A 22,530-nucleotide genomic window follows, 5' to 3' on the forward strand; every position below is an offset into this window, starting at 1 on the left:
CGGCTGGTCGGCATCCGGAAGCAAGCCCATGGAAAAATTGAAAGAATATATCAAGGATCAAATCTGGATACTTGAATATCCAGTCAGGTTTGCGGGCATGGATATATTTGGGCGCACAACGATTATCCGATTAGAAAATGGAGATTTAATCGTTCATGATCCATGCAAAATTGATGACGCTACCAAACGAGAAATTGACGAAATAGGGAAGGTAAAATACATCATTGCACCTGGCTCTTATCATTATTTATTCGTTACGGACTTCCAGAAGCAATACCCAGACGCAGAAACGTTTATATGTCCCGGATTAGAGAGAAAGCGGCCGGATATTAATTTCGATTGGATTCTTGGAAACAAGCCCGACCACAGATGGGAAGACGCAATTGAACAAGTCCTGGTGCAGGGAACCAAAATTATCTGGGAGGTGGCCTTTTACCATAAATCCTCCAGGACACTTATTCTCGTTGATTTACTAGAAAATATCGGAGACGACTATGGGCACGAAGCGGGGCTTTTGCTTCAGTTCTGGTGGAAGGCGATATTGAGAATGTGGAACAACCCAAAACCCGCCCCCGAATATCAAATGGGTTGGGGGAAAAAAGAAGTAGTCAAAATCGCGCTCGAAAAAATTCTTAGCTGGGATGCGAAAAGGGTGATTATTGCGCATGGAGAAAATATTGAAGAACAGGTAAACGAAACGCTTGCTAAAGCATGGAAGCGGGTACTGAATGACTAACAGAAGAATACATTCAGACAAAGTGCCTGCTTAGCCAGAGATTGAGTAAGAGCAGAGTGTCTTAATTGGTTCGTTTCTCGTCGCCCATCGAATTCCAACATGCATCAATACGGATTAGTAACTCCTAGATAACTGATGCAGGTCAACATTGCCGATGTTCCAGCATGGTTTAATTAAGTTTTTCGGCCAGCATTAACCGTATAAGCAAGGCGCGTTGTCCGTCGTGGCGCCAATGAAGAAAGGAGCTTCACCATGACGCAGCCCATCCAGCGACTGGCTCACCTGCAGACTGGAACCGTTGATCTTCACGTGCAGCACGTGGAGGGCAGTCCCTGGAATGCACTGTTGTGGATCTTCTTCGGTCGTGAGCGCATCGAGGGGCTACCGCTCAGCGTCTTCGTCATCGAGCACCGCGACGCGCTCATCCTAATCGATGCGGGCATATCGCCGCGAGCTGTGACCGACCCCGAGTTTTGGCCTGATCCGGTCACGCGCGTCATCATGAACAATATTTTCCGCTTCCACGTCGAGCCCGAGGATGCGCTCGGGAAGCAGCTGAGTCGCGCCGGTTACGTGCCGGAACACGTCGACAAAGCCATCATCACGCATCTTCACTTTGATCATGTCGGCGGAATCGCGGATATTCCTGGAGCAGAGCTCATTACCTCCAGAGAAGCATGGGAACACATGCTCGGTCCTCACCCGGAGCGAGAGGGCGTGCTGCGTCGCGACATCGAGATCCCGGGCGCGAAGTGGCGACAGATCGAATACGGTCCAATCGAAGACGCCACGCTGCAACCGTTCACCCACGGGCACGATCTCCTGGGCGAGGGCTCGATCGTGCTGCTGCCGACCCCGGGACACCTCGATGGATCCTTGTCGGTATTCCTGCGCGTCGATCCACCCATCCTCTTTGCTGCAGATCTCTGCTACCGCACCGATCTCCTCCTCAATGAACAGTTCCCCGGTACCGGGGAGCACGATTTACTCGCAGAGAGCTGGGCCAGGGTACGCGAACTAAAAGCGCATTTGCCCGATCTTCTTATCGTGCCGAGTCACGAAGAAGCCGCGGTGGCTCGGCTTCTGGCGCATCCCTTGGCCACCGGGGGACGATGACGATCCGGCAGCAAAGGCTATGTCCTGGACGATGCCCCCGCCATCGTCAAGGAACGGTCCGCATAAGTAGGGGAGACGAATACGATGTCCCTAATCTCAATACTGCTCTAAAGCATAAATTGGATAAGTTACGGGTACTATCGACAGACATGCGAATGTATAAAGGGAAGGGTGCCGTTAAATGACAACTAAGCAATCAGCAAACGAGTTCGATGTCATTGTCATTGGCTCAGGTATGGGTGGAATGACGACGGCCACTGCACTTTCCCGGCTTAAGCATAAAGTCCTGCTGCTAGAGCAAGCGCAGAAGATTGGCGGGCTAACTCATACTTTCAGTCGCGAAGGTTTTACTTGGGATGTCGGTCTCCACTATTGCGGCACATTCGGTCATGACCAATTTGGGGGCCAGATCCTTGACTGGCTCAGCGGCGGAACAATCGATTTTCAGTCGGTTGGCACCATCTATGACACGCTGCACTTCCCGGACGATTTCGAGATCTCTGTAGGGCGCCCGGCTGAAGCCTACAAGATGGAGCTTAAGGACCGTTTTCCCGATAATGCTTCCGAAATAGATGCTTACTTCGAGGCGTTGCTGTCTGCGGAGGAAGCCGGACATATGATTGGTGCCCACAGAGCGATGCCCGAACCATTTCGTTCTGCCCATCAATGGTGGAATAAGAGGAAGATCCAGCGCTGGTGCGGTCGTACCACCGGTGAGGTCATCGATGAGCTCATCAGCAACCCGAAGCTTGCCGCTGTGTTATCGGCACAGTGGGGCACCTATGGTGGCAAACCAAAGGAAGCGAGTTTTGCCGTTCATGGCACCATCATGGGCCACTATCTCGAAGGCGCCGCCTATCCCGTCGGGGGTGCCAGCGCCATCGCAAAGGGGCTTGTTCCGGTGATCGAGGCAGCGGGTGGCAGTGCACAGGCTGGAACACCGGTTAGTGAGATATTGATAGAAGATGGCAAAGCGTTTGGTGTGCGTACTAAGTCCGGTGAAGAATTCTATGCTCCCGCTATCGTTTCGGCGATTGGCGCAAGAGAAACCGTGAAACGCCTGCTTCCGCAGGAAGTTAGCCAGCAGGACTGGGCCCGTGAAATAACTACCTTCAAGCCTTCGATCTGTCACTACGATCTCTTTCTTGGCTTCGAGGGAGACATTACCAAACATGGAGCCTCGCGCTCGAACCACTGGTTTTACGAGAGCTGGGACACCAGTGATGCTATCTGGGCAGGAGCGGGTGAGGATCCAATCCAGATGATGTTCGTGTCGTTTGGGTCTCTCAAGAATCCTGCTCATGACCCGGGGCCGACGAACAGGCACACTGGCGATATGTTGGTGTGGGCCGATTGGTCATCGGTGGCGGAATTTGCAAGTGGAGGTGCTGACGAACGTCCCGAAGAGTGGAAGGCATTCAAGCAGGCTATAGAGTCCAGAATGATGGACTTTTTCAAGGAGAAGTTCCCAAGTTTGGCGCCGCTTATCACCTACCATGAGCTTGGTACGCCGCTTGCCACTGCTGAATTTACCCGCCACGAGAAGGGCGGGTTCTATGGCGTCGAAACGTCCCCGCGCCGCATGTTGTCAGAAGCGCTTAACGCTCGCACGCCTGTTCCTGGTCTATTTCTGTCAGGCCAGGACGTTATGAGCCCGGGAATCGCCGGAGCGCTTTCGGGTGGCATTTTCGGCGCTGCGGCAATTGATCCGCGCGTATTTCAGAAACTCAATTAAGGGATGGGATCGAAATGACATACAAGCAAATCTTACCTCTCCACAATCTGAATTTTCAGATGAATCGCGTCCTAACTCATGGCGAAGAAGCCTGCCGTGAGGAGGAGTTATTGGAGATTGCGCCGAAACTTCAGGAGTTTGATCCGATAGCCTGGTTTGAGCAGTGGAACATGTTGGCGCAAAGAGCTGAAAGTGATGGCCGGTTGATGCACGCCGCTTACTACCACCGAATGTCCGAATTCTTCCTGTCGAACGGCCTACACGAGAAAGATGAAGCCTACGAGAATTTCTCCCGATGCTTTTATGCGGCTACGGAGGGCGAGAATCTGGAATTGTTCGATATTCCGTACTTGGGATACGAGTTACCGGCAATCAGACTAAAGGCCGAGGAAGAAAAGGGGGTAGTTCTCCTGCACGGCGGATTCGATTCATTCATCGAGGAATTCTACCTGTACCTTCGAGAATATCCCGCGGCCGGGTATACGGTCATCATTTTTGAGGGCCCTGGGCAGGGTCGCCCACTGCGAGACGGCCTGAAAATGACCCATGAGTGGGAGAAACCGGTAGCGGCGGTGATTGACTATTTCGAAATGAACAACGTCACGCTGATCGGGGTTAGCCTGGGCGGTTACCTCGCCCTTCGCGCTGCGGCATATGAGCCTCGGATTCAGCGCGTGGTTGCCTGGGACATCATTTGGGATGCACTCCAGGGCTTTAATCGCGACAAGCCCGAGAGCTTTATCCAGTTGATCCTCAACGGTGAGAGAGATACGGTCAATGCACTGGCAGCCCAGGCCAGGCAGCAAAACGATATGGTTGACTGGATGCTCACGCACGGCATGCACGTGACAGGGACGGAGACGCCATTTGATCATCTCTACGAATTCACAAAGTACCAAACCAGGGACTTGTCACCGTTGATCAATCAGGACGTGCTGCTATTAGCCGGTGAAAACGATCATTTTGTCCCCGTGGAATTCTTTGAGCTTCAAAAAGCCGCCCTGACGTCGGCTCGATCGGTTCGGGGCCGAATCTTTACTGCCGAGGAAGGGGGGGACCAGCACTGTCAGGTTGGGCGGATAGATTTGGCAACAGACGAGATACTGGATTGGTTGGACAGTCTCAACAAGATCGAGGAGCGTCGCGGAGCTTCGAACCAGGCCGTGTAAACGTCTGTCATTGGGAATTGACGCTTAGTTGAGAAAGTTCGACTCACAGATCCACGTTCGGTGGATTGCGTGCGCGTTGGCGCTGTTCAGAATTAAACACCTAGCAGCACTTATGTAAGATGGATATCGAAAACGGAAACTAATTACTGCTGGAGGTACACGCATGTTATACGCACTTGATCGAAGCGAACTGCAGCAACTTCGCAACGTCAACTGGACTGCAGAATTCACGGGTGCTGAAGTGCTCGCTGCTGTATTTCGGACTGACCCAAGTGTTCTGGCGCAAATACTGCCACGCCCGTTACGTCCACCGGCTAATCCTCTTGCGCTCACGTTCGTAGCGCACTACCCCCAGACCAGTTTTGGTACTGTCTACAACGAGGCCGCGTTGTTCGTTCAAGCCGAGTACCGCGGCCGCTCAGGGATGTATTGTCTGTCGATGCCCGTCGATGATGACATGGCGATGGCTGGGGGACGCGAAGTCTTCGGTTACCCAAAGAAGATGGCTGAATCGATCTCACTGGAAACGGTGGGTTCCAAAGTTATCGGAAGCGCTGTGCGTAAAGGGACCGAGATTCTTCGTATCGAGGTTGAGCCTAAAACAGCGGAGGGGATTGAAAGGCTCGCAATGACCGGCGTACTTGATCCAAATGGAGCACGGTCGTTTGAGGTAACCGCCTATATGTTCAAGTATTTCACGGCACCCAACATGCGTGGCTTTGACTATCTCCCTCGGCTAGTGGCGGAGCCCATTGTGCTACGTCCACGCCCCGATGTGCTATTCGGGGATGGGACTGTCACTCTAACTTCTTCGCCATTTGATCCATTGGGGGAGGTGCCAGTGGTTGAAATGGTCACCTGTGCCTATGGCTTACATGACAATACCATGTTACCGGGCAAGGTTGTCGGCCGGGTTTGGAATCCCATTGCCTTCGCCAAGCACGCCTTCTTCAAGGTTGATGTGGTGCCGGTGAAGCTCGGCTATGTGGAGACCTCTGAAGAGACGGGAGCAAGAGGATGAGCACACTGGGCAAGCTATTCAAAGTGATGGCCGCACGGATGCCGCGCGTTCGCGGCTTCGGGAGCAGGTTCTACTTCGGCCATCCGTTTTTGGACGCTTGGTTCGCTTGGTTCCCGCTGAACCAGATTCTGTACGACGGCGCCGCCGTGGGGGAGATCTACAACGTGGCCTCGCGGATCGATGAGCGGAAGGGTGCAAGTTGGATTGTCGAGTGGACCAAAGAGGCCGAACGGGTCTCCGCGTATGCGGAGACGCTCTGGAGTGCCAGGCATGCTTTCAGCGCCGCCAATACATTCCTGAGAGCCTACACCTACTACCGAACCGCCCACCTCGCCACCGATCCGATCAACTATTCCGAGGAGCTAAACGCCACCTACGAGGGGCTTTCCCGCTGCTACGCTCGTTTCGTCGAGCTGTCGGATGTCCAAGCCGAGTCCATCGAGATCCCGTTGCGGTCCGACGGCCCCGGAGATGCCCAGCACGTGCGTGGATGGTTCTTTCACACGGCAACATCCACCGACGAGACTCCGAAGCCGACGCTGCTATGGCTCAGCGGCGCCGAAAGCATCGCGGAAGACGTCTACTGGTGGTGCGGCGCCGAGGGCATCCGCCGAGGGTTCAACGTCCTCGCCGCGGACCTGCCAGGCGACACGGCCACGTTGATCAAGAATCCGAACGTTATGATTGAGGGGGCGGGAGACCGCGGCTTGCTTTCCGTCGTCGACTACGCGTTGGCTCGACCGGACGTTGATTCCAAACTGCTCTACGTCTACGGCATCAGCATGGGCGGGTACAGGGCGGGCCGGCTGGCGCAAATCGACCATCGGACCGCGGGCATCATCGCCAACGCGCCAATGCTGAACGCCTCCGGTGTACTCGCCGCGGTCAAAGACATCCACAAGAAGCCGGGGGAAGCACATGGATGGGCCTACCGGATGTTTTGGCAGTACGGCGTCGATCCCAAGCAGCATCTGAAGACCGCCTTGGAGGAGCTCGTGGATGGGGTATGGGGCCGATTCGTGGTCGATCCGTCTCAGATCTCGGTTCCGTTCCTCACCATGGCCGGCGAAAACGAGCTGGGTCACGAGGGAATACGCCAGGCCAAGGCGTTCCACGAAGGAAGTCGCAGCCGAGCGAAGGAACTTCGCATCACCACGGCCGCCGAAGGAGCCGGGGCGCATTGCCAGTTGGACAACTTCCCTCTTGCTCGGCAGATCGTTTTCGATTGGATCGAGGACCGGATGCGCGAAGGGGAACGATGACAATCCGTGAGAGTCGACTTCGGGTCGAACTCGGAAGCTCATTTTCCCATGACGAGGGTCAGCTTTCTCCAAAGGAGACGCTGAATCGCAGGTGCCGAGCTTCTCAGTTCGGCCAGGAACGGACACTCAGTAGAACCGCAATAAAAGAGCTATCGACCTAGAAGCCGTACAGAACCGTTGCTTTTTACATAGGCCTCAAAATTCAACTCGCTCCACCCAGATTTCTTGCTTCAAATTGTCAATTATTGAGTATCCAAATACCCAGGCACCGACTTCATCCGCAAGCATACCACCGGTAAAAACCTTTATATCCATTTGCAGCTGTACGTATGCGTCAAGCTCACGATCACTATCCAGACGGACGATGTAGGATGGCCGGTTCTCGCTTGGACTTCTCCCAAGTAGATAGACACTTTTGGCATTGGGTGCATCGAACGTCTCGAATAGCACCTTAAGATGCTCGGCCGCTGGGTGTAAGTAGGTGGAGCGGTTGCGTTTACCGGACCGATATTCATCAAAAGAGTAGCCAGAAACCTCTGATAAGCGCTTACCTGAATTGTTCTTTACAAGAACGCCATAACCGTCACCCACGGACTTGATCACATCCATGTTCCGGCCAGCAAACGAGTTACTCTTCTCCACCCTGGTTTCGTTGCCATGCTCGATCCCGTGCAGTCGCTGGTGGTCGGCAAATTCTTGCATGGCTGCCCTCGCATTTTCGGTTTTACTCAGTTTTTCAATACCGGACCAGATAAAACTCCGGTCTAGGCCTGTGAAGGCCTCTGAAACGGCGCCATCACGACCAAGATGCATGATACGTTTTTCAAAGTTGACACCGGGTGTCAGGGTCACCCCATTGATCGAATATTCCTCTGCAATAAAATTGGTCTTTATGGCCTCACCGGACTTGCGCCGCACTAACATCACAAGACCCGTACCACCGTCACTGGTTCGAAACCACGACTGCGGATAGATGATGTCTCCCTCTGAGTGAATCTCTCCATTTTTTACTAGGTCGCCATCTGTTGATATTGTAGCCCAGGCCGTTCCGGATTCGGGCGATGAGCTTAGGATCGACGAAAAATAAAGCAAATGGCCGGCCCCCGTGGTAATGCGTAGATCATTCTCACCCGGGGTCCTGCTAGCTACCCACGGCAATTTTGGTAGGTCTGCAGAGTTTTTTAGCTTCCTGTCCGACACGGACCATGTTTGCAGAACAGAATCATTGTCACCCTTGTTGTGACGGTTCTCGACAACCAGTTCATTAGAAGCCGGGCTCAGGCGGCCGACGATCATCCGTTCCTTTGGCAAGACGGCAACCAGATGTTGCACCACGCTTCCTGCTTTATCGGCTTCGATCACATAAATTCGAACGCGGGCATCTTCGCGTCCATACTGCTGTGGTGATGGACGGGTTACGTAGAGAATGCGGGCCTTGTCTTTGTACTTGTCAAAATCCTGAATCTCGGCCCGATACATGTCCTCATCACGTGCAACATATAGGCCCTTCAATGTGCTGCCTGTCGGGGGCTTCTGCAGCACTGCCGGTATCGGCATGACTTTTTCCGGCACGCGATTTTTCTCAAGTTTGGCACGCTCTGCGCGTTTGGCCTCAAGCTCTTCGCGCTGCTTCTCCCGCAACGCCTCGCGATCTTTTTTCTTCTGAGCGGCCACGGCTTCTTGCTCTTCTGCAGATCGCGTTGGCAACAGTTGCTCGAAGCCTTCCATCATTTTTTCGAGCGTCGCCGTATCGAGAAAACCACAGGATTGGAGCACGCTATCACGCATCTGCTTCGCAATATTAACTTTCTGATCAGAGTATTTCCCAGATTCGATTCGGGCATCGATATCCTTGATCGCGTCATTGCATTCCGATTCGGAAACTGCCGCGACATTACCAGCGATACCAATTACCAGCAAAAGCGAAATAATTCGGAGGATGAATTTGCACATGATTTTTCTTCTTTATTTAGGCTTGGGTACACATTATCTTTTAAAATTATCAAGGCCACAAATCTTGGAATAATAAAATCGATTTGAGCTTGTAGCTTACATCCTCATTTAATGTGGATTTTTATTAGAGTCTCAAATGGGTCGGAAGCCGACGCTTTTCAATAATTTCCGTGCGCCTGCTTTCAGAGAAAAATCTTATTGTCCGCCTCCAATATTTCCAGGGTTCAATCCCGAGTTCCTAATCCGCGTCAGTTTCGGGAACCTTAACCCGGAGTAGCAACAGGAATCCGGCGGCAAACAGGATTAACAGCGACAATATCGCGAGTCGCGGGCTACCGGTCAGCACGCCAAGCCAACCCATCATGATCGGCCCGATGACTGCCGCTGATTTGCCCACCATGTTGTAAAAACCAAACAATTCGGCTGCCTGACTTGCCGGAATCAGGCGCGCGAACAGCGAACGGCTCAGCGCCTGCACCCCACCCTGTACCAGGCCGATGATGGCTGCGAGCAGGTAAAACTCCCACACCGATTGCATCATTGAACCCCAGACCGTAACCAGCGCGTAAACCGTAATACCGAACAAAATGCCGTTACGCGCACCGATGGAATGCGACATCCGGCCGTAGAGGTAGGTTGCTGGAAATCCGACAAATTGGGTAATCAACAACGCCACGATCAGTTGCCTGGATTCGAAGCCAATCGAAATGCCGTAATCCACCGCCATGCGGATCACGGTAGCGACCCCATCGATGTACAACCAGTATGCGAGTAAAAGCATCGCTGCCTGACGCAATGCATGCAGTTCCCGCAGCGTTAGTAGTACTCGGCCTATCGCTGCGCGCAGCGATGCACTGGCCGCTTCAGGCGCGTGGTGTTGTTCCTTGACGAAAACCAGAAGCGGAATCGAAAATAACGCCCACCACAATGCGACCAGCACAAACGAGATCCTGACTGCGGCGACCTCATCGGCAATCCCGAACCAGGCAGGTTGCCGCGTTAACATCACGCACAACGCAAACAGCAGGCCGCCGCCGAGATACCCCAGCGCGAAACCGAGAGCTGACACGCGATCTGTATCTCGGCCGCTGTCACCACTGACCGTCAACAACAATGCATCGTAAAATATGTTGGCGCCGGTAAAGCCGAGCAATGCCAGCAAGTAAAGCACTACCGCCAATTGCCAGGCACCCTGGGCTGCGAGACTCAGAGCTGCGGTCATGACGATACCGAGGCTCGCCATCACCAGTAAAAATCCTTTGCGCCGTCCTAGATGATCTGCGATCGCGCCGAGCAGTGGCGCCAGCACGACGATGACCAGACTGGCCGCCGAATTGATTGCACCGAGCCAGAACGTCGACTCGGTCGGCGCCAGCGACGACGCCCAGTACTGTTTAAAAAACAGCGGAAAAAATCCGGCGATCACAACCGTGGCGAAGGCCGAATTGGCCCAGTCGTAAAACGCCCAGGCAAGTTGGCTGGATGGGTGCGCTTGCAATACGCCTTTGATGTTCCAAACCACGCTTTAGGAGATATTCGTTGCCAGAATTGATGAGTTCGAATTTAGGTGACAGTATACCTATTTCAGCCGATAAACCGCCGCTGAAAATATTTCTGTTAGTGGTAGCTAATGGCCGTGGTTTCAACCGCTCTTTGGGGTACATTGGTTAAATCGTTCTGTGGACGTTTCAAAGTTTAACGCTTTCCCAGGTCTTTCGTTGGCCAGGAACAGAAATTGGCGGGTTATTTTGGTCCAGTTGAGTTGCATCAATACGCCAAATCGAGATCCAGGTATAGTAAATTTTAACTAACTGGCATCAAGAGGAAGCCTGTCATGTTTAACAAAATACTATGTTCCATCGACGGATCAGACCATTCCAACAAAGCGCTCGATCTCGCGATTGACCTGGCTAAAAAGTATGGTGCTCCACTTGTTATATTGCACGTACCTCATCGTTCCGGGAATATCGATGCTCTGCAACGATTTGCCGAAATCGAGGGTCTGGCCGAACATGTCAACACGGAGATAAAACGCCTGCAATCAATGGAACCCGGGCTAAACCTGGCTACGGGATCGGCCTTCCAGGATACTGGGATATCATCCCGTTTACTGGTTGAAATAGGCCAGCATATTATTGATGGGGCAAAGGGTCGTGCTGAGCAAAATGGGCTGGAAAATGTCGATGCCCGACTTGGTGGTGATGATCCAGCCGATAGCATCCTGCGTTGTATTGACGAAGAAAACATTGATTGCGTGGTGATGGGTTCACGTGGGCTGAGCGATATAAAGGGTCTGTTTCTTGGCAGCGTGTCACACAAGGTAGCGAACCATGCGAGCTGCACCTGCATCACGGTCAAGTAGCTCCGTAAAGGAGAATGGGCTGAAGCCGACACTTAAGCCGAAGATCCATAAGCAGTAATCAAGGGGAGCTGACCTGACCACACTGAATTTGACCTCAATCAACTCGGTTGCCAACGAGTGCGCATAACATCAATATTCTATTTGAATACTGCAAGAGGAGATAGCAATGCGTGTTGGTGAATATTGTAATCGCGAAGTCGTTGTAGTCGAGGAAGAAAAATCAGTTACCGAGGCGGCTGCCATTATGCGGCAGTATCACGTCGGAGATGTCGTCATCTGCAAGGCGAAGTATGGAAAACAAATGCCGGTTGGCATCATTACCGATCGGGATATCGCGCTCGAAATTGTAGCCAAGGGTACCGATCCAGATAGTATACGAGTCGGTGACGCGATGAGCTTTGACCTGATCACCGTAACCGAGCATGACGACCTCATGCATGTTATTGAGTTAATGCGTGACAAGGGAATTCGCAGGGTTCCCGTCATCGACGCAGATGAAGCGCTGGTCGGTATTCTGACAGTCGATGATATTGTTGACTTGCTGAGTGAAGTGCTCGTTGACCTTGCTCATCTCGTGGATCGACAGAAAAGGCGGGAAACCAGGCTGCGGCCATAACTCGTAAGACCAGGCAGCTTAATGGTGGGGGCGGTAAGCGTTAGTTAATGGGTCTGGAGATTTCCCGGGTCGTCGGGATCTGGAACAACGACGGGTAGAACCTTCAGTCAGGGCGAGGTAATTGCTTTGATCAGTTCCAACAACGAATTCCAGCTAAGTTCAAGCTCGGTTTTAAACTCTTCCCACTTTTCATCTTGCGTTTGCTTGAGCAATTCAAATTTCTGCTCGGTTGTTTCGAGCTTCAAATGCAGTTCGTCGATTAGCGTGTAGTATTCAAGTTGCAGGTTGGTTTCCGCCTGGTCGGCTTTTTCCCTGAGTTCATGGATCTCTGCTTTCAACTCTTGAAGCTGGGCCTGCATTTTCGCTTCGTAGGTCTCTCGAATGCTCATTCGGGTTCCGTTGTTAACCTGCCGGCGGCAGCGCCAATGGCTCTACAAAGCTAATTATCTGCTCGGTACCATCAGCCGAGCGAACCTGGAGGCTGTTTATCCCTTCGGTCCCATCGGCGACAAATATCTGTTTCGGTGAGTGGATAACATGTTCGATTTCTTCAGTACTGATGATGAAGGCATCATCTTTCTTGTCATAGGTTAAGCCGTTAAGAGAGAGTTTGTCCAGTTCGGTCTGGGCGCCCAGTTCAAGGCTGTCGACTTCGATCTGGATAAGTTTGCCCTGTAACACCCTGGAAACCTGATCAAAAAAGCTTTGCCAATTGTCTTTTTCGATTTCTCTGGTCTGCATTATTTTTCTCCTTTCTGTAATCAGTCACTGGAAAATACCTGCCAATCTATATGAATTTGAAGCAGGTGGAGTTGATGATAGTCAATCAAACTATCTACTCTGCTTATAAGATGGTCATGTCATGTTGCGGTAGATAACTTATGCGAGATCCAGGTCGGGTGCTGCATCCAGCAACGGGTAAAATGGCTCCGGAACATAGTGATGACAACTCCCAGTGTAACTATTGATCTCGACAAAATTGAGCATAATGCTCGCACTATCGTCGGGCTGTGCCAGGCACATGGCATCGAGGTGTGTGGCGTTACCAAGGTAACTTGCGGTCATCCGGAAGTGGCCAGGGCCATGCTGCGCGGAGGCGTTACCACGATCGCGGACTCGCGCCTGGAAAATATTCAGCGGCTGCGGGCAGCGGGCGTCGATGCCTCATTTATGTTGTTGCGAATTCCAGCCCTGTCCACCGTGGATGCAGTTGTCGATGCAGTGGACGTTAGTCTGAATTCGGAGCCCAGCGTACTTGAAGCCCTGTCGGACGCGGCGCAACGCCTCGGTCGGATACACGATGTGATCCTCATGATTGATCTGGGCGACCTGCGCGAGGGAGTCTTGCCGGATGATCTGGTCCGCCTGGTAAAAGTCACGTCAGGATTACCGGGTATTCGAATCAGGGGCCTTGGAACCAATCTCGCATGTTTTGGGGGTGTCGTACCCAGCGAGGAAAATATGCGACGGTTGGTGGAGCTGTCGGTTGAGGTCGAGCAGGCTTTAGGCCTTGAACTCAACTGGATTTCCGGTATCAATTCCAGCGGTCTCGAGTTGATCGCTGCAGGCAAGATGCACACGCGGGTAAATCATGCCCGCATCGGCGAAGCAATCTTACTCGGTCGTGAGACTACAAAACGCAAGCCCTGGCCGAAAACCTCCCAGGATGCCTTTGTGATTCATGCTGAAGTACTGGAAGTCAAAAGCAAACCATCGCAGCCCATGGGCAAACGCAGCGAAGATGCATTCGGCAGCCTGGAACAATTCGAGGATCGTGGCAATGAACTGAGGGCGCTGTTGAATCTGGGGCGCGAGGATGTGGATTTAGCGGGCATTGTGCCGTGCGAACCAGGGGTTGAAATTCTGGGTGCCTCCAGTGATTATCTGGTTGTCGATGTCAGCGCTACAGCCGGAAAGATTCGCGTGGGGGATGAGCTGACATTTGTTCCCAACTATAGCGCTTTACTAGCGGTTATGACCTCGGAATACGTACAAAAGTATACGCTGAGTGAAGGCAAACGGATGGGCCGGTAACCATGAACGAATCAGCACAAATCATCATGTACGGGAGTTTTTCGGAAAAGACCTGGCTGCGCGAGAAAGCGATCAGCGCGTACGGACCGGCGGATCAACTTGCGACAACACACTATGAATTAGCAACCGGCATAGGACGCCATGTTCCACGACTTGAGGGGGCGACAAATGGCACCTGACCTGAAACAGCGAAACTTCTTGAAGTTACTTGATTTCGAATCGGACGAAATCCGGTATTTACTTGATCTGGCGGGGCAGTTAAAAGCCGATAAATACGCGGGAACCGAACAAGCGCGATTAACCGGTAAAAATATTGCGCTCATTTTTGAAAAGACCTCGACCCGCACGCGCTGTGCGTTCGAGGTAGCCGCCTATGATCAGGGTGCAAACGTTACCTATCTCGGTCCATCCGGTAGTCAGATTGGCGTTAAGGAATCGATGAAGGACACGGCCAGGGTATTGGCGCGAATGTACGACGGCATTGAATACCGTGGTTTCGAACAGCAAACAGTTGAAGAGCTGGGACGGCACGGCGTACCGGTCTGGAATGGCCTGACCAACGAATATCACCCTACCCAGGTGCTCGCCGATTTGCTGACCATGGAAGAGTTTTCGGAAATACCACTATCCGAAATCAGTTTCTGCTACCTCGGCGATGGCCGCGGTAACATGGGGGACTCACTGATGGTTGGCGCCGCCAAAATGGGCATGGATTTTCGAATGGCGGCGCCGGCCGAGCTGCATCCAGACACTGAACTGATCGCGAGATGTCACAATATTGCGCAACAAACCGAGGGGCAGCTCAACATAACCGATGAACTGAAAGCAGCGCTGCAGGGTGTCGATTACATTTATACCGATGTCTGGGTTTCGATGGGTGAACCCGAAACGGTCTGGGATCAACGTATCGAGCAGTTGAAACCTTACCAGGTAAACCGGGACGTGCTGGAGATAACGGGAAATCCGGCAGTGAAATTTATGCACTGCCTGCCGGCGTTCCACAATCGCGAGACTGAAATCGGCGAGAAGATTTACCAGAAATACGGACTGGAAGCGATGGAAGTTACCGAGGACGTATTCGAATCCGAAGCGTCGATCGTGTTCGCGCAGGCCGAGAATCGCATGCACACGATTAAGGCCATCCTCGTGGCGACGCTGGGGGATTGAATGCGCATCGTCATCGCGCTCGGTGGTAATGCCTTACTGCAACGAGGGCAGGCCCTGACGGCCGAAAATCAGCGCCGCAACATAAAGATTGCAGCCCAAGCACTGGCGCCGATCGCACGCGAGCATCAATTGATCATAACCCACGGCAATGGCCCGCAGGTTGGATTACTGGCGTTACAGGACCTGGCCTACAGGCAAGACACGCATTACCCGTTGGACGTTCTGGATGCTGAAACCGAAGGCATGATCGGTTACCTGATCGAACAGGAAATGGTCAACCTGCTGCCCGATAGTCATCGTTGTGCAACCCTGTTGACCCAGACCGAGGTCGATCCGCATGACCCAGCGTTTCAGCATCCCACCAAACCCATTGGTCCGGGTTACAGCAAGGCAGAGGCCGAGCGCACCGCTGCAGCGCGTGGCTGGACGATTGCGCCCGATGGCAAGGCATTCCGGCGCGTGGTGCCGTCGCCGCGCCCGCTGCGCATTCTCGAACTGGGTGTTATCAGGTTTCTTGCTGAAAAACAGGTGATTGTCATCTGTGCGGGTGGCGGCGGCATTCCCGTGGTACGTCGAGACGACGGGCACCTGGTTGGCGTCGAGGCGGTAATCGACAAGGATTCGGCCAGTTCGCTGCTTGCCCGCGAGCTTGGGGCGGATGCTTTTGTTATGCTGACCGATGTCGAGGCCATTTATAAGGACTGGGGCGAGACTGGCGCGGGTGCTATGCGGCGTATTTCTACTCAGGCTATCCGTCAATATTCGTTTGCGTCGGGTTCAATGGCGCCGAAGGTAGAGGCTGCCTGTGAATTTGTCGAACAATGTGCGGGATTTGCGGGGGTAGGACGACTTAAGGATGCGCAGGCAATTTTAGCCGGTCAGGCCGGCACCGTTATCACCCGCGAGGCAAACGATACGCTGTGGTGGGACTAACAGCCCAGTTTCTTTTTTTGCAGGAAGGTTTCAATCAGGCTGCCTAGCCCTGGCTCGCTATCATCGGCAAATTCGTAGCGGGCGCGCACGACCGGTTTATTGATGTCGATCAGCGCGCCGATGTCGCAGGGCGTTGCCGCAACCACGACATCGGCATCGACCGAATTGATGGTTGCGCGCAATGCCTCGAGTTGCGAAGAATGATAGCCCAGCGCGGGTAGCACATTACCGATATGCGGGTACTGGGCGTAAACCGGGGCGATCTCCTTATGTGCTGCAGCACGTGGATCCACGATTTCTGCCACCTGTGCCTGGGTGGCAGCAACGTAGCCAGCACCGTAAGACATACCACCATGCGTGATGGTCGGGCCGTCTTCCACTACCAGTACGCGCTTGTCGCGTACCGCCGTTGGATCGTCCAGTTTGACGGGTGAAGCGCCACGTACAATCGAGGCCTGCGGATTAATCCTGCGAACGTTTTCGGTCACGCTCTGGATGTCGGCATCCGCGGCCGAGTTTACTTTCGCAAGCACTACCACGTCGGCCATGCGCAGCACTGCCTCGCCGGGGTAATGACTGGTCTCGTTACCGGGTCGCAGCGGATCGGCCAGAACGATATGCAAATCGGGACGAATGAACGAATAATCGTTATTGCCGCCGTCCCACAGGATGATATCGGCTTCCTGTTCGGCCCGTGCGACGATCTCGGCATAATCGACACCCGCGTAGACGATCGTACCCACCGCCAGGTGCGGTTCGTATTCCTCGCGTTCCTCGATGGTGCAATCGGCGGCGTCGAGATCGGCAAGCTCGGCAAAGCGCTGTATTGCCTGTTTTTCGAGGTCACCGTAAGGCATCGGGTGGCGAATCACCGCAACCTGTAAACCCTTTTGCTTCAATAGCTTTGCCAGCCAGCGCGTGGTCTGCGATTTGCCGCAGCCGGTTCTGACCGCGCAAATTGCGATTACCGGCACGGACGCCGCTAACATGGTGCGCTCCGGGCCCAGTAACAGGAAATCAGCGCCTGTCGCAAGTGCCAGCGAGGCCCGGTGCATTACCTGGTCATGACTGACATCACTGTAGGCAAACACCACCTGATCGATGTTTTCTTCACGGCACAGGCTGTCCAGGTTTTTTTCGTCGACAATGGGAATGCCGTCGGGGTAGTTGGCGCCGGCGAGCGCGGGCGGATAACGGCGCCCGGCGATATCGGGAATCTGGTTTGCGGTAAAGGCGACTACATGACTGGAGGGGTCTTCGCGATACACCATGTTGAAGTTGTGAAAATCGCGCCCCGCCGCGCCCATGATGACAACACGGGTGGGTTTCTGTTTGCTGGCCATAGCGTTATGTCAAAAGAGACGGGTAGTCGACTCGTATATGGTACCCAAATCTCCTGTGCAGATGAAAGCTGTAGAAAGGGAACCGGGCTCTTTATTAGCAGCAAAGCTGATCCAGATCATTAATCGCGGTTCAATGCAGGCTAGCCTGAATTGTAATGCCATACGCTACATCTAACGGGAATTGTCAAGCAATGACAACGGCCAGATGGGAACACCTCGAACATGGGGCCGATATCGGCGTCCGGGGATATGGCAGTAGCCTGGCGGAAGCTTTCACCCAGGCGGCGTTGTCCCTGTCCAGTGTCGTTACCGAGCTCGATAAAATTAACCCGAGTGAATCGGTCACGGTTGAATGCGATGCTAAAGAATTCGATTTATTACTGGTTGACTGGCTCAACGAAATTGTTTACCAAATGGCAACCCGCAACATGCTGTTTGGCCGGTTTGAGGTACAGATACGGGACCACCACTTGCAGGCGCAGCTGTTTGGCGAAGAGGTGGACCAGGGTAAACATCAGCCGGCGGTGGAAATCAAGGGCGCGACTTTTACTGATCTCAAGGTATATCAGACGAACGATAACGAATGGATTGCCCAATGCATCATCGACGTCTAGGCCAACCAGGGATTAATCGATGAAAATAAACCTGTTTAGACAACGCGATGAAAATACCTGGGAAATTCCAGCCACAGGCAGAATGCGGGTTCCCGCCATTATCTATGCTGATCGCGCACTGATTGAAGCCATGGATGACAAGGTTTACCAGCAGGTTACCAATGTGGCCACCCTGCCGGGCATAGTCGATTACGCGTATGCCATGCCCGACGCGCACTGGGGTTACGGTTTTCCGATTGGCGGGGTTGCGGCCTTCGATCCCGATGAAGGGGGCGTTGTCTCGGCTGGCGGCGTCGGTTTCGATATTTCCTGCGGAGTTCGCTGCCTGCATACAGGGCTTGGCGCGGATGATATCAAGCAGGCGAGGGAGACGTTGGCGGATGAGCTATTGCTACGGGTGCCGGCCGGGGTTGGCAGTACCGGCCGTATCCATCTCGACCCCAATGAAATGCACGACATGCTTGTCGGGGGTGCGCGATGGGCGCTAAAACAGGGTTACGGTTTGCCCGAGGATCTTGAACGTACCGAAGAGCTGGGCTGCATGCGCGGTGCCGATCCCTCCCAGGTATCTGAAAGGGCAAGGCACCGGCAGCGTAATGAAATGGGAACACTGGGTTCTGGCAATCATTATCTCGAAGTTCAATACGTCGACCAGGTGTACGAAGAACGAATTGCGAAAGCATTTAACCTGCGTCAGGGTGACGCGGTGGTGAGTATCCACTGCGGGTCGCGTGGATTGGGTCATCAGATAGGCACCGAATTTCTGCGCATTATGGCCACCAGCGCCGGTCAACACGGCATCGTATTGCCTGATCGCGAGCTGGCCTGCGCCCCGATCAAATCGGAAATCGGCCAGTCTTACCTGGGCGCGATGCGATCCGCGATCAATTGTGCCCTCGCCAACCGGCAGATCATTACCCACCTGACCCGGCAGGTCTTTAGCGCCATTTTCCCAGGCGCCCAACTGCATATGCTCTATGACGTATCGCATAACACCTGCAAGCTGGAATCGCACGTAACACACGGGGAAACACGCCGGCTATATGTCCATCGCAAAGGCGCCACGCGTGCCTTCGGCCCAGGTCATGTGGAGTTGCCGGCGATATTGCGCGAGGCGGGTCAGCCAGTGTTGATCGGCGGCTCGATGGGAACCTGCTCCTATATTCTGGCAGGCACGCTGGAAAGCGAGCAGCGTGCCTTCAGTTCGGCCTGTCACGGCGCAGGACGCGCCATGAGTCGACGCCAGGCAAAACGGCAATGGCGCGGCCGCCAGATCATTGATGAACTAAAGCGTCAGGGAATCACCATTCGCAGCCCTTCTCTACGGGGCGTGGCCGAGGAGGCGCCGCAGGCCTATAAAGATGTTACCGTGGTCGTGGACGCGGCTGACCATGCCGGGTTGGCACGAAAAGTCGCGCGCTTGCGACCGCTGGTTTGTGTGAAGGGTTAAACCGTTTATTCTGGCTTCGGCACTGGTTGAGGCAGGGATTTGCCGGATGCCGCAAGCATCTATTAATTAACCTACCAGATGGTGTTTGCCGACAATATGTACCGTACTGGCCTGTGGGCCTTCATCTCCGGGCTCTTCCGCATACCAGACCTGATCACCAACTTCCAGTAGCTCGAAATCTCCGTCGACAACACTGTTGCGGTGAAAATAAATCTCTCTGCCATCCGAGGTCAGGATCCGGCCGAAATCCTGCATCGGTATAATTTCGCTGATCGTGCCATGGGGGGGCATTTCGTGGGTCTTGATTTTGCCCCGTTGCTTGCGGGCATAGTCCTGTAATTGCCGACGCGCGGCTTTAAAGGCATCACGAACCGCGACGTAAGGATCTTCATGCGCATGATGTTCCTTCGGCCCGCGCTTAATGACCAGCTCTTTGCCGGGTACCGTCAAATCGACCCTGATGTGATAGAGGTAGCCCTGGTGGTGATGTCCATGCGGTGCTTCTACCATGACGCGACAGGCCATGATCTTTTCATAAAACTGATCCAGCTTGGCCGCTTTTTCCCGGATATCCGCTTCGAGTGCCTCGGAACGAGGAATGTCGCGGAAAGTAATTTGCAATGGTTGTTCCATAATAAATTATCAAATCGTTGAGAATTAAATGTGTTTTCGTTTAATAATCGAAACTGAAATAGCTGTAAAAATTATGTCTAATCGATTTAAAAGATCAATCAAAACCAGTATTTAAAATAATTATCTCAGTAAAACGATTTCTGCTTCCTGATACAGGTCAACGTAACGAAGCCTGTATGGTTTAATTTTTGTCTTATCCGGATCCCGGATGATGTTTTTCGGCGCGAAGTAAAGTGACAGTTAATTAATAAGGCTTGTTAATATATTATTCTTCCCGAGCAAGTTGAATGGTCATAGAAATTCCGGAATTAGCCGAGGAACTACGAAATTACCCACCAGACCAGCGACCCCTTGCTGCAACCATTGCAGCTCAAGCACCTGACCCTGCGTAACCGGATCATGTCGACCAGTCACGCCTGCGGGCTCGAGGACCACGACGCGATGCCCGGTGAAGCATATCAGGCATACCATGAGGCCAAGGCGCGCGGCGGGCTCGCATTGACTATGTTCGGCGGTTCTGCCTTCGTCGACCGCGATTCGACCTGGGCCAACGGCCAACTCGACATGTCCGGTGACCGCGTCATCCCCTGTCTCGAGGCGTTCTCCGAGCGGATCCACGCGGCTGGTGCGGCCATCATGATGCAGCTTACGCACCTTGGCCGGCGGGCGGAGACCAATTCGCAGTACTGGCTGCCCGCGCTCGGGCCATCCCCGGTGCGCGAAACCCTGCACCGCGCTTTTCCGCGCGAAATGGACCGGCACGATATCGAACGCGTGGTCAAGGCCTTCGGCGCCGCGGCACTGCGCGCGCAGCAGGGCGGGCTGGACGGGATCGAAACCATGGTCGGCGGTCACCTGATCGGCCAGTTCCTGTCGCCGATGACGAACCAGCGCAATGACGAGTTTGGCGGCTCGATCGAAAACCGCTGTCGCTTCGGACTCATAGTGCACGAGGAGATACGCCGCCGGGTCGGCGATGAGTTTATCGTCGGCATGCGTTTCCTGATCGACGAGGCCGATGCCGCGGGCCTCGGTTTCGACGAGTGCGTCGAAATGGCGCGCCTGTTCGAGGATTCGGGTCTCATCGATTTTTTCAACGCCAACTACGGTCGCCTCGATACGATGCACCACATGGTCACCGAATGCATGCCGGGTATGGAATCGCCGATCGCGCCCTGGCTGCAGGCCGCGGGGCGTTTTCGCGGCGAGGTTCAGTTACCGGTGTTTCACGCCGCGCGTATCACCGACCTCGCGACCGCGCGTCACGCGATCCGCGACGGCCTGCTCGATATGGTGGCGATGACCCGCGCGCACATAGCCGATCCGGATATCGTCGCCAAGCTAGAACGCGGTGAGGAAGATCGCATACGCCCCTGTGTCGGGGTGACGCATTGCATGGGGAACAATCGCCCGACCTGCGTGCACAACCCGGCGAGCGGGCGCGAACTGCACTGGCCGCAGCGCATCGAGCAAGTCGCTGATGCGCCGCGCCGGGCGGTGGTGGTCGGTGCGGGACCCGCCGGCCTCGAGGCGGCACGGATTCTCGCGGAGCGCGGCCATTGGGTCAAGCTGTTCGAGGCTACCGATCAACCCGGGGGGCAGATGCGGTTGGCAGCCTCGGCGAGCTGGCGCCGGGACGTGATCGGCATCGTCGACTGGCGCGTGGTCGAACTCGAGCGCCTCGGTGTCGAGGTGCAATACAACACCCTGGCCGAGGCAGATGACGTGCTCGCGGAAAATCCCGATGTCGTCATCGTCGCGACCGGTGGCCTGCCAGACCTGGACTGGTTGCCGGGAGCAGATCTGTGCACGCCGGTCTGGGACATTCTGTCACGCGCAGTGAAGCCGGCCGCGAACGTCATCGTCTACGACGGTACCGGACGCCACCCGGCCGCGACCGCGGCCGAATTCTGTCATGATGCAGGCAGCCGGGTGCAGCTCGTCACCCTCGATGAAACGCCCGTCGCCGAGCTTGAGTATGGTGAACGCGTTATCTGGCGGCGCGAACTCGCGCGTCGCGACCTCGTCCCGCTCGCAGAATATGAACTGGTTGAATTGAGTCGAGGAGATTCAGGGCTCGATGCAATGTTTCGCAGCGACCTGACCGGGGAAACGCGCACCCTGCAAGCCGACCAGGTTATCGTCGAGCGCGGCACGCTGCCGTTCGACGAGGTATTCGATAGCCTGCGCGACAATGCCAGCAACAGGGGTGTGACCGACCTGGATGCGCTGACAACCGGGAAACCCCAACCGGGTCTCGACCAGGGGACGGGATATACGCTGTTCCGCATCGGCGACGCCGCGTCAAGCCGCAACCTTGCCGCGGCCATGTACGACGCACTGCGGCTGTGCTCGACAATTTAAAAATTGCCGTTGTGACAGGATT

21 protein-coding genes are annotated in these 22,530 nt (G+C 54.3%); 15 read left to right on the forward strand and 6 right to left on the reverse strand.

Annotated elements, in window-relative coordinates; genetic code table 11:
- The 6 genes from OES20_10485 to OES20_10510 all read left to right on the forward strand — a co-directional run.
- Positions 1-736: DUF4336 domain-containing protein (locus OES20_10485; protein MDH3635122.1), on the forward strand; the 736-nt coding region annotated here is incomplete at its 5' end.
- Positions 737-988: 252 nt separating this feature from the next.
- A complete protein-coding gene (locus tag OES20_10490) occupies positions 989-1,852 on the forward strand; it encodes an MBL fold metallo-hydrolase (protein ID MDH3635123.1) in 864 nt (287 codons plus the stop codon).
- A gap of 181 nt (positions 1,853-2,033) precedes the next feature.
- Complete coding sequence (locus tag OES20_10495; GenBank protein MDH3635124.1) at positions 2,034-3,587, forward strand: NAD(P)/FAD-dependent oxidoreductase; 1,554 nt, start codon at positions 2,034-2,036, stop codon at positions 3,585-3,587.
- Positions 3,588-3,601: 14 nt separating this feature from the next.
- Complete coding sequence (locus tag OES20_10500) at positions 3,602-4,756, forward strand: alpha/beta hydrolase (protein MDH3635125.1); 1,155 nt, start codon at positions 3,602-3,604, stop codon at positions 4,754-4,756.
- Positions 4,757-4,919: 163 nt separating this feature from the next.
- On the forward strand, positions 4,920-5,777 hold the full coding sequence (locus tag OES20_10505) for an acetoacetate decarboxylase family protein (protein MDH3635126.1): 858 nt from the start codon (positions 4,920-4,922) through the stop codon (positions 5,775-5,777).
- Positions 5,774-7,039, forward strand: a complete 1,266-nt coding sequence (locus tag OES20_10510) for a hypothetical protein (GenBank protein MDH3635127.1) — start codon at positions 5,774-5,776, stop codon at positions 7,037-7,039. Before OES20_10505 ends, OES20_10510 begins: the two co-directional genes overlap by 4 nt.
- Before the next feature lie 195 nt (positions 7,040-7,234).
- On the opposite strand, the gene OES20_10515 is transcribed toward OES20_10510, so the two are convergent.
- A complete protein-coding gene (locus OES20_10515) occupies positions 7,235-8,992 on the reverse strand; it encodes a hypothetical protein (GenBank protein MDH3635128.1) in 1,758 nt (585 codons plus the stop codon).
- A gap of 238 nt (positions 8,993-9,230) precedes the next feature.
- Complete coding sequence (locus OES20_10520) at positions 9,231-10,514, reverse strand: MFS transporter (GenBank protein MDH3635129.1); 1,284 nt, start codon at positions 10,512-10,514, stop codon at positions 9,231-9,233.
- 312 nt (positions 10,515-10,826) lie between these two features.
- On the opposite strand from OES20_10520, the gene OES20_10525 reads away from it, so the two are divergent.
- Positions 10,827-11,354, forward strand: a complete 528-nt coding sequence (locus OES20_10525; protein ID MDH3635130.1) for a universal stress protein — start codon at positions 10,827-10,829, stop codon at positions 11,352-11,354.
- Between the two features lie 166 nt (positions 11,355-11,520).
- Positions 11,521-11,970 (forward strand): CBS domain-containing protein, encoded by a 450-nt coding sequence (locus OES20_10530; protein MDH3635131.1) that lies wholly within the window; start codon positions 11,521-11,523, stop codon positions 11,968-11,970.
- Between the two features lie 107 nt (positions 11,971-12,077).
- Here OES20_10530 and OES20_10535 read toward each other — a convergent pair whose 3' ends face one another.
- Both OES20_10535 and OES20_10540 read right to left on the reverse strand, forming a co-directional pair.
- Entirely contained in the window at positions 12,078-12,359 is a 282-nt protein-coding gene (locus OES20_10535) for a coiled coil domain-containing protein (GenBank protein MDH3635132.1), read from the reverse strand.
- Positions 12,360-12,372: 13 nt separating this feature from the next.
- Positions 12,373-12,711, reverse strand: coding sequence for a DUF5335 domain-containing protein (locus tag OES20_10540; GenBank protein ID MDH3635133.1), 339 nt, complete (start codon positions 12,709-12,711; stop codon positions 12,373-12,375).
- A gap of 201 nt (positions 12,712-12,912) precedes the next feature.
- Between OES20_10540 and OES20_10545 the strand changes: the two genes are divergently transcribed.
- Genes OES20_10545 through arcC form a run of 4 tightly spaced genes read left to right on the forward strand, consistent with a single transcriptional unit; the run spans position 12,913 to position 16,104 of the window.
- On the forward strand, positions 12,913-14,004 hold the full coding sequence (locus OES20_10545) for an alanine/ornithine racemase family PLP-dependent enzyme (GenBank protein MDH3635134.1): 1,092 nt from the start codon (positions 12,913-12,915) through the stop codon (positions 14,002-14,004).
- 2 nt (positions 14,005-14,006) lie between these two features.
- Positions 14,007-14,183, forward strand: coding sequence for a hypothetical protein (locus tag OES20_10550; protein ID MDH3635135.1), 177 nt, complete (start codon positions 14,007-14,009; stop codon positions 14,181-14,183).
- Positions 14,173-15,171 carry an ornithine carbamoyltransferase gene (gene argF, locus OES20_10555; protein MDH3635136.1) on the forward strand — a complete coding sequence of 333 codons (999 nt, stop codon included), beginning with the start codon at positions 14,173-14,175 and terminating at the stop codon, positions 15,169-15,171. The genes OES20_10550 and argF overlap by 11 nt, the downstream gene beginning before the upstream one ends.
- Positions 15,172-16,104, forward strand: coding sequence for a carbamate kinase (gene arcC / locus OES20_10560; protein ID MDH3635137.1), 933 nt, complete (start codon positions 15,172-15,174; stop codon positions 16,102-16,104).
- Here the strand turns inward: arcC and OES20_10565 are convergent.
- Positions 16,101-17,447 (reverse strand): cyclic 2,3-diphosphoglycerate synthase, encoded by a 1,347-nt coding sequence (locus OES20_10565; GenBank protein MDH3635138.1) that lies wholly within the window; start codon positions 17,445-17,447, stop codon positions 16,101-16,103. The genes arcC and OES20_10565 overlap by 4 nt on opposite strands.
- Before the next feature lie 191 nt (positions 17,448-17,638).
- Between OES20_10565 and OES20_10570 the strand changes: the two genes are divergently transcribed.
- Complete coding sequence (locus OES20_10570; GenBank protein MDH3635139.1) at positions 17,639-18,061, forward strand: archease; 423 nt, start codon at positions 17,639-17,641, stop codon at positions 18,059-18,061.
- A 19-nt stretch (positions 18,062-18,080) separates the two neighbouring features.
- Positions 18,081-19,511 carry an RtcB family protein gene (locus tag OES20_10575; protein MDH3635140.1) on the forward strand — a complete coding sequence of 477 codons (1,431 nt, stop codon included), beginning with the start codon at positions 18,081-18,083 and terminating at the stop codon, positions 19,509-19,511.
- A 66-nt stretch (positions 19,512-19,577) separates the two neighbouring features.
- Here the strand turns inward: OES20_10575 and OES20_10580 are convergent, their stop codons facing one another.
- On the reverse strand, positions 19,578-20,144 hold the full coding sequence (locus OES20_10580) for an HPF/RaiA family ribosome-associated protein (protein MDH3635141.1): 567 nt from the start codon (positions 20,142-20,144) through the stop codon (positions 19,578-19,580).
- Positions 20,145-20,471: 327 nt separating this feature from the next.
- Here OES20_10580 and OES20_10585 point away from each other — a divergent pair, with 327 nt between their 5' ends.
- Positions 20,472-22,508, forward strand: a complete 2,037-nt coding sequence (locus tag OES20_10585; protein ID MDH3635142.1) for an NADH:flavin oxidoreductase — start codon at positions 20,472-20,474, stop codon at positions 22,506-22,508.
- Positions 22,509-22,530 lie beyond the last annotated feature (22 nt).

The organism is Gammaproteobacteria bacterium, from assembly GCA_029862005.1.
Lineage (GTDB): Bacteria > Pseudomonadota > Gammaproteobacteria.

Excerpts from the sequence above, each read along its gene's own strand:
- argF (MDH3635136.1), top strand. The coding sequence starts at position 14,173 with ATGGCACCTGACCTGAAACAGCGAAACTTCTTGAAGTTACTTGATTTC.
- arcC (MDH3635137.1), top strand. The coding sequence starts at position 15,172 with ATGCGCATCGTCATCGCGCTCGGTGGTAATGCCTTACTGCAACGAGGG.
- OES20_10515 (MDH3635128.1), bottom strand. The coding sequence starts at position 8,992 with ATGTGCAAATTCATCCTCCGAATTATTTCGCTTTTGCTGGTAATTGGT.
- OES20_10490 (MDH3635123.1), top strand. The coding sequence starts at position 989 with ATGACGCAGCCCATCCAGCGACTGGCTCACCTGCAGACTGGAACCGTT.
- OES20_10545 (MDH3635134.1), top strand. The coding sequence starts at position 12,913 with ATGACAACTCCCAGTGTAACTATTGATCTCGACAAAATTGAGCATAAT.
- OES20_10535 (MDH3635132.1), bottom strand. The coding sequence starts at position 12,359 with ATGAGCATTCGAGAGACCTACGAAGCGAAAATGCAGGCCCAGCTTCAA.
- OES20_10530 (MDH3635131.1), top strand. The coding sequence starts at position 11,521 with ATGCGTGTTGGTGAATATTGTAATCGCGAAGTCGTTGTAGTCGAGGAA.
- OES20_10565 (MDH3635138.1), bottom strand. The coding sequence starts at position 17,447 with ATGGCCAGCAAACAGAAACCCACCCGTGTTGTCATCATGGGCGCGGCG.
- OES20_10505 (MDH3635126.1), top strand. The coding sequence starts at position 4,920 with ATGTTATACGCACTTGATCGAAGCGAACTGCAGCAACTTCGCAACGTC.
- OES20_10570 (MDH3635139.1), top strand. The coding sequence starts at position 17,639 with ATGACAACGGCCAGATGGGAACACCTCGAACATGGGGCCGATATCGGC.
- OES20_10575 (MDH3635140.1), top strand. The coding sequence starts at position 18,081 with ATGAAAATAAACCTGTTTAGACAACGCGATGAAAATACCTGGGAAATT.
- OES20_10510 (MDH3635127.1), top strand. The coding sequence starts at position 5,774 with ATGAGCACACTGGGCAAGCTATTCAAAGTGATGGCCGCACGGATGCCG.
- OES20_10500 (MDH3635125.1), top strand. The coding sequence starts at position 3,602 with ATGACATACAAGCAAATCTTACCTCTCCACAATCTGAATTTTCAGATG.
- OES20_10540 (MDH3635133.1), bottom strand. The coding sequence starts at position 12,711 with ATGCAGACCAGAGAAATCGAAAAAGACAATTGGCAAAGCTTTTTTGAT.
- OES20_10525 (MDH3635130.1), top strand. The coding sequence starts at position 10,827 with ATGTTTAACAAAATACTATGTTCCATCGACGGATCAGACCATTCCAAC.
- OES20_10550 (MDH3635135.1), top strand. The coding sequence starts at position 14,007 with ATGAACGAATCAGCACAAATCATCATGTACGGGAGTTTTTCGGAAAAG.
- OES20_10580 (MDH3635141.1), bottom strand. The coding sequence starts at position 20,144 with ATGGAACAACCATTGCAAATTACTTTCCGCGACATTCCTCGTTCCGAG.
- OES20_10495 (MDH3635124.1), top strand. The coding sequence starts at position 2,034 with ATGACAACTAAGCAATCAGCAAACGAGTTCGATGTCATTGTCATTGGC.